This window comes from Kribbella turkmenica, assembly GCF_004348725.1.
GTDB classification, from domain to species: Bacteria; Actinomycetota; Actinomycetes; order Propionibacteriales; family Kribbellaceae; genus Kribbella; species Kribbella turkmenica.
In genome coordinates, this window is record NZ_SMKR01000087.1 from 1 (window position 1) to 13,953 (window position 13,953).

At 70.7% G+C, this 13,953-nt stretch carries 15 protein-coding genes; 7 read left to right on the forward strand and 8 right to left on the reverse strand.

Annotated elements, in window-relative coordinates; genetic code table 11:
- Positions 1–110 precede the first annotated feature (110 nt).
- The 3 genes from E1218_RS20165 to E1218_RS20175 form a co-directional block, all read right to left on the reverse strand.
- On the reverse strand, positions 111–1,352 hold the full coding sequence (locus tag E1218_RS20165) for an AAA family ATPase (RefSeq protein WP_132322417.1): 1,242 nt from the start codon (positions 1,350–1,352) through the stop codon (positions 111–113).
- Positions 1,353–1,467: 115 nt separating this feature from the next.
- Positions 1,468–2,343 carry a tetratricopeptide repeat protein gene (locus E1218_RS20170; RefSeq protein ID WP_132322419.1) on the reverse strand — a complete coding sequence of 292 codons (876 nt, stop codon included), beginning with the start codon at positions 2,341–2,343 and terminating at the stop codon, positions 1,468–1,470.
- Positions 2,340–2,789, reverse strand: a complete 450-nt coding sequence (locus tag E1218_RS20175) for a hypothetical protein (protein WP_132322421.1) — start codon at positions 2,787–2,789, stop codon at positions 2,340–2,342. The genes E1218_RS20170 and E1218_RS20175 overlap by 4 nt, the downstream gene beginning before the upstream one ends.
- A gap of 80 nt (positions 2,790–2,869) precedes the next feature.
- On the opposite strand from E1218_RS20175, the gene E1218_RS20180 reads away from it, so the two are divergent.
- From E1218_RS20180 to surE, 6 genes are all read left to right on the forward strand, one after another.
- A complete protein-coding gene (locus tag E1218_RS20180) occupies positions 2,870–3,274 on the forward strand; it encodes an HIT family protein (protein WP_132322423.1) in 405 nt (134 codons plus the stop codon).
- A 62-nt stretch (positions 3,275–3,336) separates the two neighbouring features.
- Positions 3,337–4,575: an MFS transporter gene (locus tag E1218_RS20185; protein WP_132322425.1), complete on the forward strand. Its 1,239-nt coding sequence runs from the start codon at positions 3,337–3,339 to the stop codon at positions 4,573–4,575.
- 4 nt (positions 4,576–4,579) lie between these two features.
- Positions 4,580–5,212, forward strand: coding sequence for an RNA polymerase sigma factor (locus E1218_RS20190; protein ID WP_132322427.1), 633 nt, complete (start codon positions 4,580–4,582; stop codon positions 5,210–5,212).
- Between the two features lie 76 nt (positions 5,213–5,288).
- Positions 5,289–5,525, forward strand: a complete 237-nt coding sequence (locus tag E1218_RS20195) for an anti-sigma factor family protein (protein ID WP_132322429.1) — start codon at positions 5,289–5,291, stop codon at positions 5,523–5,525.
- 57 nt (positions 5,526–5,582) lie between these two features.
- On the forward strand, positions 5,583–6,512 hold the full coding sequence (locus E1218_RS20200; protein WP_202866109.1) for a 1-phosphofructokinase family hexose kinase: 930 nt from the start codon (positions 5,583–5,585) through the stop codon (positions 6,510–6,512).
- On the forward strand, positions 6,509–7,288 hold the full coding sequence (gene surE / locus E1218_RS20205; protein WP_132322431.1) for a 5'/3'-nucleotidase SurE: 780 nt from the start codon (positions 6,509–6,511) through the stop codon (positions 7,286–7,288). Before E1218_RS20200 ends, surE begins: the two co-directional genes overlap by 4 nt.
- A 1-nt stretch (position 7,289) precedes the next feature.
- On the opposite strand, the gene E1218_RS20210 is transcribed toward surE, so the two are convergent.
- The 3 genes from E1218_RS20210 to pgsA are packed head-to-tail and all read right to left on the reverse strand — an operon-like array spanning position 7,290 to position 9,950.
- Positions 7,290–8,390, reverse strand: a complete 1,101-nt coding sequence (locus E1218_RS20210; protein WP_132322433.1) for a glycosyltransferase family 4 protein — start codon at positions 8,388–8,390, stop codon at positions 7,290–7,292.
- A gap of 10 nt (positions 8,391–8,400) precedes the next feature.
- Positions 8,401–9,270 (reverse strand): phosphatidylinositol mannoside acyltransferase, encoded by an 870-nt coding sequence (locus E1218_RS20215; protein WP_132322434.1) that lies wholly within the window; start codon positions 9,268–9,270, stop codon positions 8,401–8,403.
- Positions 9,270–9,950 (reverse strand): phosphatidylinositol phosphate synthase, encoded by a 681-nt coding sequence (gene pgsA / locus E1218_RS20220; RefSeq protein WP_165949347.1) that lies wholly within the window; start codon positions 9,948–9,950, stop codon positions 9,270–9,272. The genes E1218_RS20215 and pgsA overlap by 1 nt, the downstream gene beginning before the upstream one ends.
- A 138-nt stretch (positions 9,951–10,088) precedes the next feature.
- Here pgsA and E1218_RS20225 point away from each other — a divergent pair, with 138 nt between their 5' ends.
- Positions 10,089–11,060 (forward strand): hypothetical protein, encoded by a 972-nt coding sequence (locus E1218_RS20225; RefSeq protein ID WP_233712343.1) that lies wholly within the window; start codon positions 10,089–10,091, stop codon positions 11,058–11,060.
- A gap of 158 nt (positions 11,061–11,218) precedes the next feature.
- Here the strand turns inward: E1218_RS20225 and E1218_RS20230 are convergent, their stop codons facing one another.
- Both E1218_RS20230 and thrS read right to left on the reverse strand, forming a co-directional pair.
- A complete protein-coding gene (locus E1218_RS20230) occupies positions 11,219–11,719 on the reverse strand; it encodes an HIT family protein (RefSeq protein WP_267900319.1) in 501 nt (166 codons plus the stop codon).
- Between the two features lie 101 nt (positions 11,720–11,820).
- Positions 11,821–13,842: a threonine--tRNA ligase gene (gene thrS, locus E1218_RS20235; protein ID WP_202866110.1), complete on the reverse strand. Its 2,022-nt coding sequence runs from the start codon at positions 13,840–13,842 to the stop codon at positions 11,821–11,823.
- Positions 13,843–13,953 lie beyond the last annotated feature (111 nt).

The following is a 13,953-nucleotide window of genomic DNA, read 5'->3' on the forward strand; positions in this document are numbered from 1 at the left end:
GGATAACCCCGCGTGTTGCTCCTTGTCCCCCTCTTACACCATGGGAGAAGGAACAACACGCGGGGATAACCCGTTGGGTGGTCGGAGCCTGAACGGTGCTTGCCGGCGCCTCAGTTGAGGCGGCGGCGGACGTCGCGGGTGCGCAGGTACGCCGCGACGTCGTCGTAGCGCTCGCTCTGGTTGGCGAACTCGATGTACGAGCGGACGCGGTGCAGCCAGTCGAGCGTCGACGGTGTGACAGTGAGCAAGGCGTCGGTCAGGTGGCGCATGGCCAGCGGCGGCTCGCCGCCGCCGCGGAGCGCCTCGTCGATCACCCGGTCGATCCCGCGCTCGACGAGCGCGCGCAGGTCCGCGCCGCTGAACATCGGCGTCTGCCCGGCGAGCGTCTTGAGGTCCAGGCCGCCGGCCGGCACGTCCTTCAACAGCACGCCGAGAATGTCGGACCGGGCGGGCTCGTCCGGCGGCGGCACGAAGATGACCCGGTCGAAGCGGCCGGGCCGCAGCATCGCCTCGTCCACGTCCCACGGCGCGTTCGTCGCCGCGAGCACCAGCAGGCCGTCGTTCTCGGAGCCGATGGCGTCGAGCTCCTGCAGCAGTACGTCGACCAGCCGGCGGGCCTCGGAACCGCCATGTTTGTGCCGGGCGAACGCCAGCGCGTCGAGCTCGTCCAGGAACAGCACGCACGGCGCGTTCGCCCGGGCGCGCTCGAAGGCGGCGTGCAGGTTGCGCTCGGAGACGCCGAGGTACGGGTCCATCACGTCCTCGATCCGGACGTTGACGAACGGCAGCCCGCACTCCCCCGCGGTCGCCCGCGCCAGCAGCGTCTTCCCGCAGCCCGGCGGCCCGTACAGCATCACTCCGCCGCCCGACTTGCGCCCGTACTTCTGGTACAGCTCGGGCCGGCTCAGCGGCAGGATCACCATCCGGTGGATGACCCGCTTGATCTCGTCCATCCCGCCGACCTGGTCGAAGGTGGTCGTCTCCTTCGGCGTGTCCACCTCGTCCGGCGTCTCGGCCTCGGGACCGACCTTGATCCGGACGCCGCTGCGCTCGGCGATCAGGTCGTCGACCAACTGCTGCAGCCGCCCGGTGCCCTCGACGACACCCTGCAGCCGGGCCGCCTCGAGCAGGCTCCGCAACAACGCCAGCCGCCCCTTCGCCGCCGCCAGCTCACCGACCGGCACCAACTGGTCGTCCGGCAGCCCCTGCTGATCGAGCAGTACGACGTACTGGTCGAGAGCCGGCTCGAGGTCGCCGGCGGTCACCAGCGACTCGGCCAGCACGAGCCGCAGCAGCACGTCGTCCGGGTTGGCCTCGACAGCCTTTCGCAGCGCGTCGATCCGGTCGGTCATGGGGCCTCCCGGCCTGGAATGAGAAGTGGAGGGAGCGCAGCGACTGGAGGGACGAGGGAAGGCCGCGAGTTCCAGCCCCATGACCCGCCGCGCCGGAGGCGTGGCACCGGTGCGGTCATGCGCCCCATTTCCTGCTGATCCAGCGGCGGACGAGGGGTGGGGCGACCCAGGAATAGATGCAGAAGCCGAACCAGCCGATGGCGACTACGACCGCGAGCGGCGCCAGGCCGGCGAGGCGGAGGCCGTAGATCACCGCGACGGCCGCGACCCAGACGACCAGCGGGTTGAACCGCTGGAACGGGCGCAGCGGACGCATCAGCGGATGGTTCATCAGCTTCGCCTCGCGAGCCGCCGCACGCAGGTCCGGGTCGCCGGGATGGGCGGCTGCCGCGGAGGCGAACGACGCGTAGCCGGACCGCGAGTCGCCGGTGAGCATCGACGACGTGCCGTGCAGCGCCCGGGTGCCCGGGTCCTCGGGGTCGTACGCGAGCGCCTCGGTGCTGTGCCGGTGCATGTCGCGATCCTTGCCGAGCGCGAACGCGACCTGGGCGCGGGCCGCCGAGACCACGGCACTCTCGGGTGCGTGCGAGGCGGCGCGCTCGACCAGGGCGCTCGCCTTCCCGGCCTGCCCGGCGGCGAGACAGACGTGCGCGTACCCGATCAGCAGGTCCGGGTCGTTCGGGTCCAGGCTGAGGCCCTGGAGGAAGGCGGCCTCCGCCTCCGGCAGGCAGCCTTCGGCCCGCAAGGACGACCCGAGAACGTGCAGCATCGGGAGGAACGGGCCGTGCTGGGCGAGTCCGTCCTTCAGGACGTCGACAGCCTCGGCGTTGCGATCGAGCGCATGCAGGGCGGCGCCGCGGAACAGGTACGCGCGGTAGTCGACGGCCGCGTCACCCCACAGCCCCTGGAGCTCGTCCAGAGTGCGTTCGGGGTGGCCGATGCGCAGCCAGTGACCGGCCATCTGCAGGCGGGCCTCGATCGGTTCGTTCACAGCGACCTCGCCACGAGTTCCTCGATCAAGGTGTCGGCCGCGATGCCGCCGGCCACCGCCCCGATGCCCGGGCCCCAGAGTGAGGCATAGTCGCCGCCGCGCAACTGAAACGCCCGGTCCATCGGGCGCTGGAGGTGAAGCTGGACCAGGCAGCACCCGACAGCAATCACCCGGACCGCGATCCGGAGTCCGTACGGGTAGTCGCGGTCGCCGCCGGACAGGACGAAGACGGCGATCACCGCAGCCACACCGCCGACGCCGGTCAGCAGGATGAGGCCGCGCCGGCCCGCGCTCACTCCCAGGCGCCGGGCGTTCAGGAAGGTGATCACTGTCGACGCGATCGCCCCGCCGAAGAAGGCCACGTACGCCTGGGACATCAGCCGCCACGGGCGCACCTTCAGGTCCACGCCTGTGCCGATGGTCGGGCGCAGCAGTTCGTCCGGCATGAGACTCCTCGGGGCCGGCCGCTCGGGCGGCGGGGTCCGGCCCGCGCAGTTTATCGCCAGACGTGCCCTAGCCTGGGCCGATGACCGAGAACTGTCTTTTCTGCGGGATCGTGGCCGGGAGCGTTCCGTCGACCCAGGTGGCGTCGAACGAGCGGGCGATCGCGTTCATGGACATCAACCCGGCGACCGCCGGCCACCTGCTGGTAGTGCCGCGGGCGCACTCGACCGACCTGCGCGAGGCCGACGCCGAAGACCTGACCGCGGCGACCCTGCTCGCCCAGTCTCTGGTCAGCCGCGTGATCGAGCGCCTGGACGCCGACGGCGCCAACCTGCTCAGCTGCATCGGCGCCACGGCCTGGCAGAGCGTGTTCCACACCCACCTGCACGTGGTTCCGCGCTACGAGGACGACCCGCTGCAGCTGCCGTGGCACCCGACGCCGGGCGACATGGAGAAGATCCAGGCGACCGCCGCCAGGCTCGTGTAACGCTTCGGCGGCTCGTGACACTGCAGGGCTGAACGGATACCCGAGCCCCTGCAGAGGTAGTCATGTCGAACGCCACCGCCACCGCCACCGCCACAACGGTCGAGATCGAGCAGTGCGCGGTCCCTGCGAGCGACCTGCGGCGGCGGGTGCTGCCGCTGTGGGTGGGCACCTTCCTTCAGGGCTTCGCTCTGTGGGTGCCGGTCGAGAAGCTGTTCATGAGCGAGATCGGGTTCGACGCGGCGACGATCGGGGTGATGGTCGCCGCGTACGCCGCGCTCGTCCCGCTCGCCGAGGTTGCGTCGGGCGTCCTCGCCGATCGCTGGTCACGCCGCGGCGTGCTGATGCTCGCGGGCGTGGCGCTGGTGCTGAGCGTGCTCGTCGGCGCGGTCAGCTGGAACGTCCCGACGTACATCGTCGCCGCGCTGCTGTTCGGCCTGTACTTCGCGATGTACTCCGGCACGATGGAGGCCGTCGTGTACGACGTGGTGCTCGAGGAGACCGGGGACAGCCAGGCGTACGAACGTGAGATCGGCCGGGTCCGGTTCGTCGAGAGTGTCGCGCTGGTGGCGAGCGCGCTGGCCGGCGGCTGGCTCGCCGCGCTGTTGTCGACGCGGGCGACGTACTTCCTGACGCTGCCGTTCGTGGTGTTCTACCTGGTCGCGCTGACCCGGTTCTGCGAGCCTCGGCTGCACCAGGCCGGCGAGCGGACGTCGCTGCGGGAGCACCTGGCGGTCACCTACCGGGCGATCACGCACCGCGGGCGACTCGTCCCGATCGCCGCGGCGTCGCTGATGGCCGCGATGATCCTGCAGGCGATGTTCGAGTTCGGTCCGTTGTGGCTGATCACGCTCGAGGCGTCGCCCGTGTACTACGGACCGTTCTGGGCGCTGATGGTCGGGATGCTCGGTGCCGGCGGGTTGCTGGCCGGCCGGCTCCGCCTCGACCGGCCGGTCCCGGTGGCGGTCGTCGTCCTGGTCATGCTGGCCGCCTGCCTCACGCTGACGAGTAGCCGCGACCTGGTGGCGTTGACGATCGCCATGGTCGTGCTGACGTTCCTGTTGGTGGTGATCGGCATCTTCGTCAGCCGACTGCTGCACGACGCCGTACCGTCGACGATCCGGACCGGCGTGGTGTCCGGGGTCGGGGCGCTGTCGTGGCTGGTGTTCACGCCGTTCGCACTGGTGTTCGGTGCCGTGAGCAAGCAGTTCGGCGTCTACGTGTCGGGATGGATGCTGACCGGCGCGGTCGCGCTGGCCGGCGCGGCACTCGGCTGGGCCCGGCACCGTGCTCCACTACGCTGAGCCGATGGCAGGGTTGCCGGCGGACGACGTCCTGGCCGAGCGGTTGCGATGCGGGGACCAGGATGCGTTCGCGCTGCTGCTGGACGGCTGGTCGGGCGGAATGCTCCGGGTGGCGCGGTCGTTCGTGTCGACCGAGGAGTCGGCAGCGGAGGTCGTGCAGGAGACCTGGCTGGCGGTGATCGAGGGCATTGAGCGGTTCGAGGGCCGGTCGTCGCTGAAGACCTGGGTCTACCGGATCCTCACCAACAGGGCCAAGCGGCGCGGGTTCCGCGAGCACAAGGTGGTTCCGATGAGCAGCGTCGACGACTCCGGACCGACGGTCGACCCCAGCCGCTTCCGCTCGGCCGGCGACCCGTTCCCCGGTCACTGGTGGGACTTTCCGCCGGCCTGGCCGTCACCGGAGCAGGGCTTGCTCGGCGGGGAGGTCCGCGAGCGCCTCAACGAGGCGCTCGCCGAGCTCCCCGAGCGCCAGCGGCTGGTCGTCGTACTGCGGGACGTCGAGGGCCGCCCGTACGACGAGGTGTGCGAACTTCTCGGGATCACCGCAGCGAACCAGCGGGTGCTGCTGCACCGGGCACGGGCGTTCCTGCGCGGCAAACTGGAGAAGTACTACCTGCGGGAAGGCGAGGTGTCATGAACGAGCGGAGCGAGTTCATCATCAAGGGAAGCGCGACTTGTGCCTCGTCCGCGCCCGGAGCGAAGCGAGGACGCGGATGAGTCCTCTTGACTGCCGCGAGTTCGTCGAGAAGGTCACGTCGTACCTGGAGGGCGAGCTGAGCACGGCTGCGGAGCAGGACTTCGTCGATCACCTCGCGCTCTGCGACGGCTGCGAGCGCTACCTCGAGCAGATGTGCCTGACCACGGCGTCGCTGGCCGACCTGCCCGCCGACTCGATCTCGACCGACGCCCGCTCCGCGCTCCTGAACGCCTTCCGCGCCCGCAGGTCCTAGCCACGGTCACCTCGGCTCGCTTTGGGTACTGGGGAGTCCCCGGTGAGAGGAGTGCTGATGGGCGAGGGTGTGATGGTGTTCGCGCCGCTGCCGCAGCTGACCGTGACGGTCGAACAGGTGCGCGAAGAACCCGAACTGCATCTGCACGCCGGCGGCCAAGGTCTCTGGCAGGCCCGCATGATCACCGCCCTGAAGGTCCCGGTCACGTTCTGCGCCCTGCTCGGCAGGGGTGAGGTCGGCCGCGTCCTGAGCTCCCTGTTCGACATCGAGGGGCTCGAGCTCAAGGCGGTCCGGCGGCACGCGGACTCCGGCTGGTACATCCACGAGCGCCGCGACGACGAGCGCCACGTGGTAGCCGAGAATCCCGGGTCCCCGCTCGGCCGGCACGACGGCGACGAGTTGTACGCGCTCGCCCTGGCCGAGGGGTTGAAGGCGAGTATCTGCGTGCTCAGCGGTGCCGCCGACCCGTCGCTGGTCCCACCGGATTTCTACACCCGTCTCGGCTCCGACCTGCAGCGCAACGGTACCCCGATCGCGGCCGACCTGGCCGGCGAGCACCTGGAGGCTGTGCTGGAGGTGAAGCCGACGTTCATCAAGGTCAGTGACGAGGAGTTGCACGCCGACGGCCTGGCCGACCGGAAGGACGAGGCATCCGTCGTCAAGGCGGCCCGGCAGCTGCAGGACCGCGGTGCCGGCACAGTCGTGGTCAGCCGGGCGGAGAAGCCCGCGATCGCGGTCGTGGGCACCGAGGTCTACCAGGTCCGGGTCCCCGAGCTCTCCGTGCGGGACCACCGCGGTGCCGGCGACTCGATGACCGCCGGTGTGGTCGCCGTCCTCGCGCAGGGCGGTGAGATGAAGGACGCGATCCGCACGGGTGCGGCCGCGGGAACGCTCAACATCACCCAGCACGGACTCGGCGCCGGGCGCGCGGACGCGATCGCCGAGGTGGTCGAGCTGGTCGAGCTCGAACCACTGGAGTCGTCGTGACCGGGCGCGTCCTGATCACCAACGACGACGGCATCCACTCGCCCGGGCTGCGCGCGCTCGCCAGGGCGGCCGCCGCCGAGGGCTTCGACGTCGTGGTGGCCGCGCCGTCCGAGGAGGCCAGCGGTGTGAGCGCGGCCTTGAGCGCCTACACCGACGACGGCCGGGTCACGATCACCCGCAACGACTTCGACGGCATAGCCAAGTACGGCGTCGCCGCCTCACCGGCGTACATCGTGGTACTCGCCACCCTCGGCACCTTCGGACCGGCTCCCGATCTCCTGCTGTCCGGGATCAACCGCGGCGCGAACGCCGGACGAGCGATCCTGCACTCGGGAACCTGCGGAGCCGCGTTCACGGCGGCCGCGTACGGGATGCCGGCCATGGCCGCCTCGCTCGACGTGCTGTCACCGCTCAGCGCCGAGCGCGGTGGCAACGCCTTGCGAGTGCTCGACGCGGCCAGCGACGAGGCACACCACTGGGCGACGGCTGCTCAGTACGTTCGCGACCTGCTGCCGCGGCTGCAGGAGCTGCGGGATGGATTCGTGCTCAACCTGAACGTGCCCGACCGCCCGGCAGACGACGTGAAAGGCCTCGAAACCGCCGTACTCGCCCGGTTCGGCCAGGTCTCGATGGCCGTCGCCGAGTCCGGCCAGGACTTCGTCCGTACGTCGGTCGAGGAGAACCGCGACCGGGCCGACGAAGGGACCGATCTCGCCCTTCTCACTGACGGCTACGCCACTGTGAGCATCGTCCGCGCGGTCGCGGAGCTGACCTGACTCACCGCCGGGCGACCAGCTCGTAGACCGACAGCAGCTCCGGCAGCAGCACCGACCAGTCGTAGCGCTGTACGGCGGTCAGTCCGGCGAGGCGGAGTTTGTAGCGTTCGTCGGGGGTGCTCAGCAGCCGAAGCGTGTGCGTCGTCAGTTCGCGAACGTCACCGGGCTCGAACAAGTCGCCGAGCCGGCCGCCGTCCAGCACCTGCCGGAAGGCGGCCAGGTCGCTGGCGAGCACAGGTGCGCCCGCGGCCATCGCCTCGAGCAGGACGATGCCGAAGGACTCGCCGCCCAGGTGCGGCGCGACGTACAGGTCCGAACCGGCGAGCATGTCGGCACGCGCCCGGTCGTCGATCGCGCCGAGGAACAGGACGTTGTCCCGACAGCCCGCGGGCAGCGAGCGCCGGGCCTCGTCCGCCTGGCCGGCGCCCGCGACGAGGACCTTCAGCCGGGGCCGTTCGGCGACCAGCGCCGGGACCGCCGCGAGCAGGACGCCAAGACCCTTGCGCGGCTCGTCCAGCCGGCCGAGGAAGCTGATCGTGCCGTCGTCCCCCAGCCACTCCGGGCGCGGATCGCCCTGGAAGCGGTCGGTGTACAGCCCGTTGGGGATCACGACGGCCTCGCCGCCGATGTGCTGGACCATCATCGAGCGGGCGTTCTCCGAGACCGCGATCCGGGCGTCGATCTTCTCCAGGGCCGGCCGGAGCAGCCCGGCCGCGGCGCTCATCGCGCGGGACCGGACCTGCCAGGTGTGGAAGGTGGCCACGAACGGCCCGCCGGCCGACCACAGCGCGATGATCGACGCACTCGGCGTGGTCGGTTCGTGCACGTGGACGACGTCGAAGTGCCCGTCGGCCAGCCAGGACTTCACCCGGGCTGCCGTCCGCGGGCCGAAGGTGACACGCGCGACCGAGCCGTTGTACGGGACACCGACGGCGCGGCCGGACGACACGACGTACGGCGGGACCGCGTCGGTGTCGTCGACGGGCGCGAGGACGGAGACGTCGTGACCGACGGCGAGCAGGGCCTCGGCGAGGTCGCGGACGTGGTTCTGCACCCCGCCGGGCGTGCCCAGCGAGTACGGGCACACCAGACCGATCCTCACCAGACGATTGTCACTCGTCCAGGAAGATCCTCTGCAGCATGTGCCAGTCCTCGGGGTGCGCGGCGATGCCCCGGGCGAACGCGTCGGCGCAGTGCTGGGTCATCGCGGCGGCGCCGCCCTCGGGGTCGACGGTGTCGTGGAACGTGATCACCAGCGCGGAGCCCTCGTAGTGCAGCGTCGCCGGGATCAGCGGCGCACCGGTCCGCAGGCTCAGCGCGGCCGGGCCGGCTGGCATCCGGGACCGCCGGCCGAAGAACGTGACCGGCACACCACGCTCCGACAGGTCGCGGTCGGCCACCAGGCAGACGAACCCGCCGGCCCGGAGCCGCTCCGCCAGGACGGCGACGACGTCCCCGTCGCCGCCGCTCAGCGGGAGCACCTCCATCCCCAGCTTCTTGCGATAGGCAATGAAGCGGTCGAACAGGGACTCCGGCCGCAGCCTCTCCGCCACCGTCGACACCGGCATTCCGGTCCGGCCGGCCCAGGCGCCGGCGTGGTCGTAGTTCGCCAGGTGCGGCAGCGCGCAGATCACCCCCCGGCCGGCCGCGTACGCGTCCCGCAGCAGCTTCTCGTTGACCGTGCGGACCCGGCCGACGATCTCGTCGTCGGTCCACTCGGGCAGCCGGAACGCCTCCTGCCAGTAGCGCAGGTACGACCGCATCCCCGCGCGGGTCAGCGCGTCGAGCTCGTCCGGGGTCGCGTCCGGACGGACGACCGCCAGGTTGCCGCGCAGCCGCCGTACGCCCCGGCCGTTCCGCCGGACGACCTGGTCGGCGGCCTGGCGGAAGATCCAGGTGACGGTCCGTTCGGGCAGCCGTCGTACCAGGGTCCAGGCCAGGGCGAAGGCACGGTCGACCACCCGCTGGCGAAGACCGTCCATCAGTTCTTGGCGTCGGGTTCGGCCGGAGGCTCGGTGGGCGCGGGCGGCGTGTCCAGGCCGGCGTTCGCCGGGTCGGCGAGCACCTGTTTGCGGACCGAGAGCGAGCGCTGGATCACCGTGATCGTGCTGGCGATCGCGAGCGCCCAGAGGACGATCTTGAGCAGGATCGGCAGGTCGAGCACGTCGGAGAAGAACGCGATCACCAGCACCGAGACCAGCCGGTCGGCGCGCTCGGCCAGGCCGCCGCTCGCCTTCAGTCCGAGGCTCTCAGCCTTGGCTCGCGCGTACGACGTGGTCGCGCCCATCACCAGCGCCCACAGCGTGACCGCGGCCATCAGCGTCGAGTCGCCGGCGTTGGAGTTGGCGTAGTACATCACCAGGCCGCCGAAGACCGCGCCGTCGCCGAGCCGGTCGAGGGTGGAGTCCAGGTACGAACCCCACTTCGACGACGTCCCCGACGTCCGCGCCATGTGGCCGTCGATCAGGTCGGAGAACACGAAGCAGGTGATGATCACCACGCCCAGCCACAACTGGCCGCGGGGGAAGAAGATCAGTGCACCGGCGGACACCCCGATGGTGCCCACCAGCGTGACCACGTCGGCGCTCACGCCGAGCTTGAGCAGGAGGTTGGCGATCGGGGTGATCACCTTGGTCCAGAACTGCCGGAATCTGTTAAGCATGGCGACGCGATCGTAGTCGAGCCGGATCACCATCGGGTCACACAGCACCCGGCCGGCCGGTTCCGCGGCGGGACGAACCTGCGCGGGAGCCGGTTTCGCGCGATGCTGGAGGCCCAGGGTAAGGGTTGGAGGTGCTGCATGCGACGGCGAACCGGACGGCTCCGCGCGGTGGCCTGTCTCCTCGCTCTTGGCCTGATGACGCCGGCCTGCTCGGTGGCCCGCCGCGCCGACGGTGCCGGCCCCGTTCCCAGTGCCTCGCCGGCACCCGCCGTCGTCCCCACCGTGGTCGCCCCTCCACAGGCCGAGGGCCTCGACGGTACGGCGGGCGCCCCCGGACCCCAGGTCTGTACGGCGATCACCCGTACCCTTACCGCCTCACTGCGCGTCACCGTCACCGCGAACCCGAACTCCTGGAACGACGGCGGCCTGCCCGCGCTGGATCTCTGCACGCTCCTGGTCGAGGGCCGGCCGGTGACCGTCGGAGTCAGCGCACTCCCCCGGCAGCCCGACTCCCTCGACCGGCTGCTCGCCGGAACCGGCTCGTCGGAGCCAGTGTCCGAGCTCGGTCCGGACGCCCGGATCGCCGAGTCCCGGATCGTCTTCGCGGTCGCCGATCGCACCGTCCGGATCACCCCGGCCGGCGGGATCGACCGCGGTACGGCGAGCGGCATCGACCGCGCCGGGGCCGTGGCCATCGCGCTGGCCGCGCGGGACGCCGTACCGATGGCGCTGCGGGACGCCCGGCAGTCCGACTCCGCGTGCCAGGTGTCGAACTCGGCGGCCGAACGGTTCGTCGGCGTGCACGTCCAGCTGCGCCGGGACTACCGGGTGGACGGTGCACTGACCTGCATCTGGGGGACGTACGACGCGACGGTCGCGATTGTCGAGGCCTTCGACCAGCCGACGATCCCGGAGGCGGACCGGGTGCCGCCGCCACGCCTCGCTCCGATCGGTCGGCCCGGCTACTACCTGCCGGACGAGGGTGAACTGGTCTTCCGTCAGGGTCGCCGCGTGGTCCGCGTCACCGGGCTGACCAACCCGCCGCGCGAGGTCTCGCTCGACACCCTGCTGGGCATCGTCGACCCACTGCTGCCGCTGTTCCTGCGCTGACGGGCTCCTGCCGGGTATCGACCAGGACGCCGGCGCGGGATACTGGTGCTCGAGGATGTGCTTCCGCTGGCCGAAGTGCGCCGCGCCGCACCGCGCCGGCGAGTCGTCCAGCAGTCGACGGGTCGCCCCACCCGCTGCTACGGGTGGGGCGATCCGCGTCACGGCTCGCTCGGCCAGGACTTCGCCAGCAGCGCCCGGGTGTCCGGGAGCAGTTGCGGCAGCACTTTCGTGTGTGCGATGGCCGGCATGAAGTTCGTGTCGCCCGACCAGCGCGGGACGACGTGCTGGTGCAGGTGTCCCGCGATCCCGGCACCCGCGATCTCGCCCTGGTTCATGCCGATGTTGAACCCGTGCGCTCCGGACACCGTCCGGATCGCACGCATCGCCTGCCGGGTCAGGGTCGCGGCGTCGGCGACCTCGTCCCCGGTCAGCTCGGTGTAGTCCGCGACGTGCCGGAACGGCACCACCATCAGGTGGCCGGGGTTGTACGGATACAGGTTCAGCACCGCGTACGCCGTCGCCCGGCGGTGCACGATCAACGCGTCACTGTCCGGCAGCCCGGGCAGCCGGCAGAACGGGCACCCCACCCCGGCCTCGTCGCTGGTCGGCTTGTTCTCGCCCTCGATGTAGGCCATCCGGTGCGGTGTCCACAACCGCATGAACGGATCCGGCACCCCAACGCCCTCCTGGGCCACCACTTCGTCCGGCTCGTACGGCGAATGCGGTACGCCGGCGCCGGAGGGCTGGTCGGGGAGATCCGTCATACCTGGACGCGCTTCCCGACCGCCTCGACGATCTCGGCGATCGCGTCGGCGATCGGTACGCCGTTCTTCTGCGAGCCGTCGCGGTACCGGAAGGAGACCGAGGCCATGGCCACATCGTTGTCACCGGCGATCAGCATGAACGGCACCTTGGCCTTCTGCGCGTTCCGGATCTTCTTCTGCATCCGGTCGTCGGAGGCGTCCACCTCGATCCGGACGCCCTGGGCCATCAGTTGCGCGGCGACGTCGTGCAGGTAGTCGACGTGGCCGTCGGTCACCGGGATGCCGACCACCTGGACCGGGGCCAGCCACGGCGGGAAGACACCGGCGTAGTGCTCGGTCAGCACCGCGACGAACCGCTCGATCGAGCCGAACAGCGCGCGGTGGATCATCACCGGCCGCTGCCGGGAACCGTCCGGCGCGGTGTACTCCAGCTCGAACCGCTCCGGCAGGTTGAAGTCCAGCTGGATGGTCGACATCTGCCAGGTCCGGCCGATCGCGTCCTTGGCCTGGACGGAGATCTTCGGGCCGTAGAACGCCGCGCCGCCCGGATCCGGCACCAGCTCCAGACCGGAGCCCTCGGCAACTTCCCGCAGCGTCTCGGTGGCCTCGTCCCAGACCTCGTCGGAGCCGACGAACTTGTCCGGGTTCTTCGTGGACAGCTCGAGGTAGAAGTCGTCCAGGCCGTAGTCGGCCAGCAGCCCGAGCACGAACGTGAGCAGCTTGCGCAACTCGTCGCGCATCTGCTCGCGGGTGCAGTAGATGTGCGCGTCGTCCTGGGTGAAGCCGCGAGCCCGGGTCATCCCGTGCACGACGCCGGACTTCTCCAGCCGGTAGACGGTGCCGAACTCGAACAGCCGCAGCGGGAGCTCCCGGTACGACCGGCCCCGGGCGGCGTAGATCAGGTTGTGCATCGGGCAGTTCATCGGCTTCAGGTAGTAGTCCTGGCCCTGCTTGCGGAGCTGGCCGTCGGCGCCGCGCTCCTCGTCCAGGTGCATCGCCGGGTACATGCCGTCGGCGTACCAGTCCAGGTGGCCCGAGGTCTGGAACAGCTGCGCCTTGGTGATGTGCGGCGAGTAGACGAACTCGTACCCGTCCTCGACGTGGCGCTGGCGGGAGTAGTCCTCCATCACCTTGCGCAGCACGCCGCCCTTCGGGTGGAACACCGCGAGCCCGGAACCGATCTCGTCCGGGAAGCTGAACAGGTCGAGCTCGGTGCCGAGCTTGCGGTGGTCGCGCTTGGCGGCCTCCTCGAGCCGGGTCAGGTACGCCTTGAGCTCGTCGCGAGACTCCCACGCGGTGCCGTAGATCCGCTGGAGCTGCGGGTTCTTCTCGCTCCCCCGCCAGTACGCCGCCGCCGTCCGCATCAGCTTGAAGTTGCCCAGATACCCGGTCGCGGGCACGTGCGGGCCACGGCACAGGTCCTTCCAGGCGACCGAGTCGTCGCGCCGGACGTTGTCGTAGATCGTCAGCTCGCCGCCGCCGACCTCGACGCTCGCCCCCTCGGCGGCGTCGGCGGCCGAGCCCTTGATGCCGATCAGCTCCAGCTTGTACGGCTCGGCGGCGAGCTCGGTGCGGGCGTCGCCGTCGCTGGCCACCCGGCGGCTGAACCGCTGCCGCTCCTTGATGATCTGCTGCATCTTCTTCTCGAGCTTGCCCAGGTCGTCCGGGGTGAACGGCGTCGGCACGTCGAAGTCGTAGTAGAACCCGTTCTCCACCGGCGGGCCGATGCCCAGCTTCGCCTCGGGGAACAGCTCCTGCACCGCCTGCGCGAGCACGTGCGCGGTCGAGTGCCGGATGATCGCGCGGCCGTCCTCGGACCCGGCCTTCACCGGCTCGATCTCGTCACCGTCGGCGACCACCCGGGACAGGTCGCGCAGCTCGCCGTTGACCCGGGCGGCGATGGCGGAGCGGTCCTGACCGAAGATCTCGGCGAACAGCTCCCCGACCGTCGTCGTCTCGGTCACACTCCGCTCAGCCTCGCCCTCGACGCCGACCAGATGGACCTTGACTTCCGGCACGTTCACTCCTCAGAGACGGTGGTGCTTCTTCCAGCGGCCCGCGGTACTGCCGGCCGTTCACGCACAGATGGTATCCACTCCGGTCCACCGCCCCGACGGCGTATCCACAGG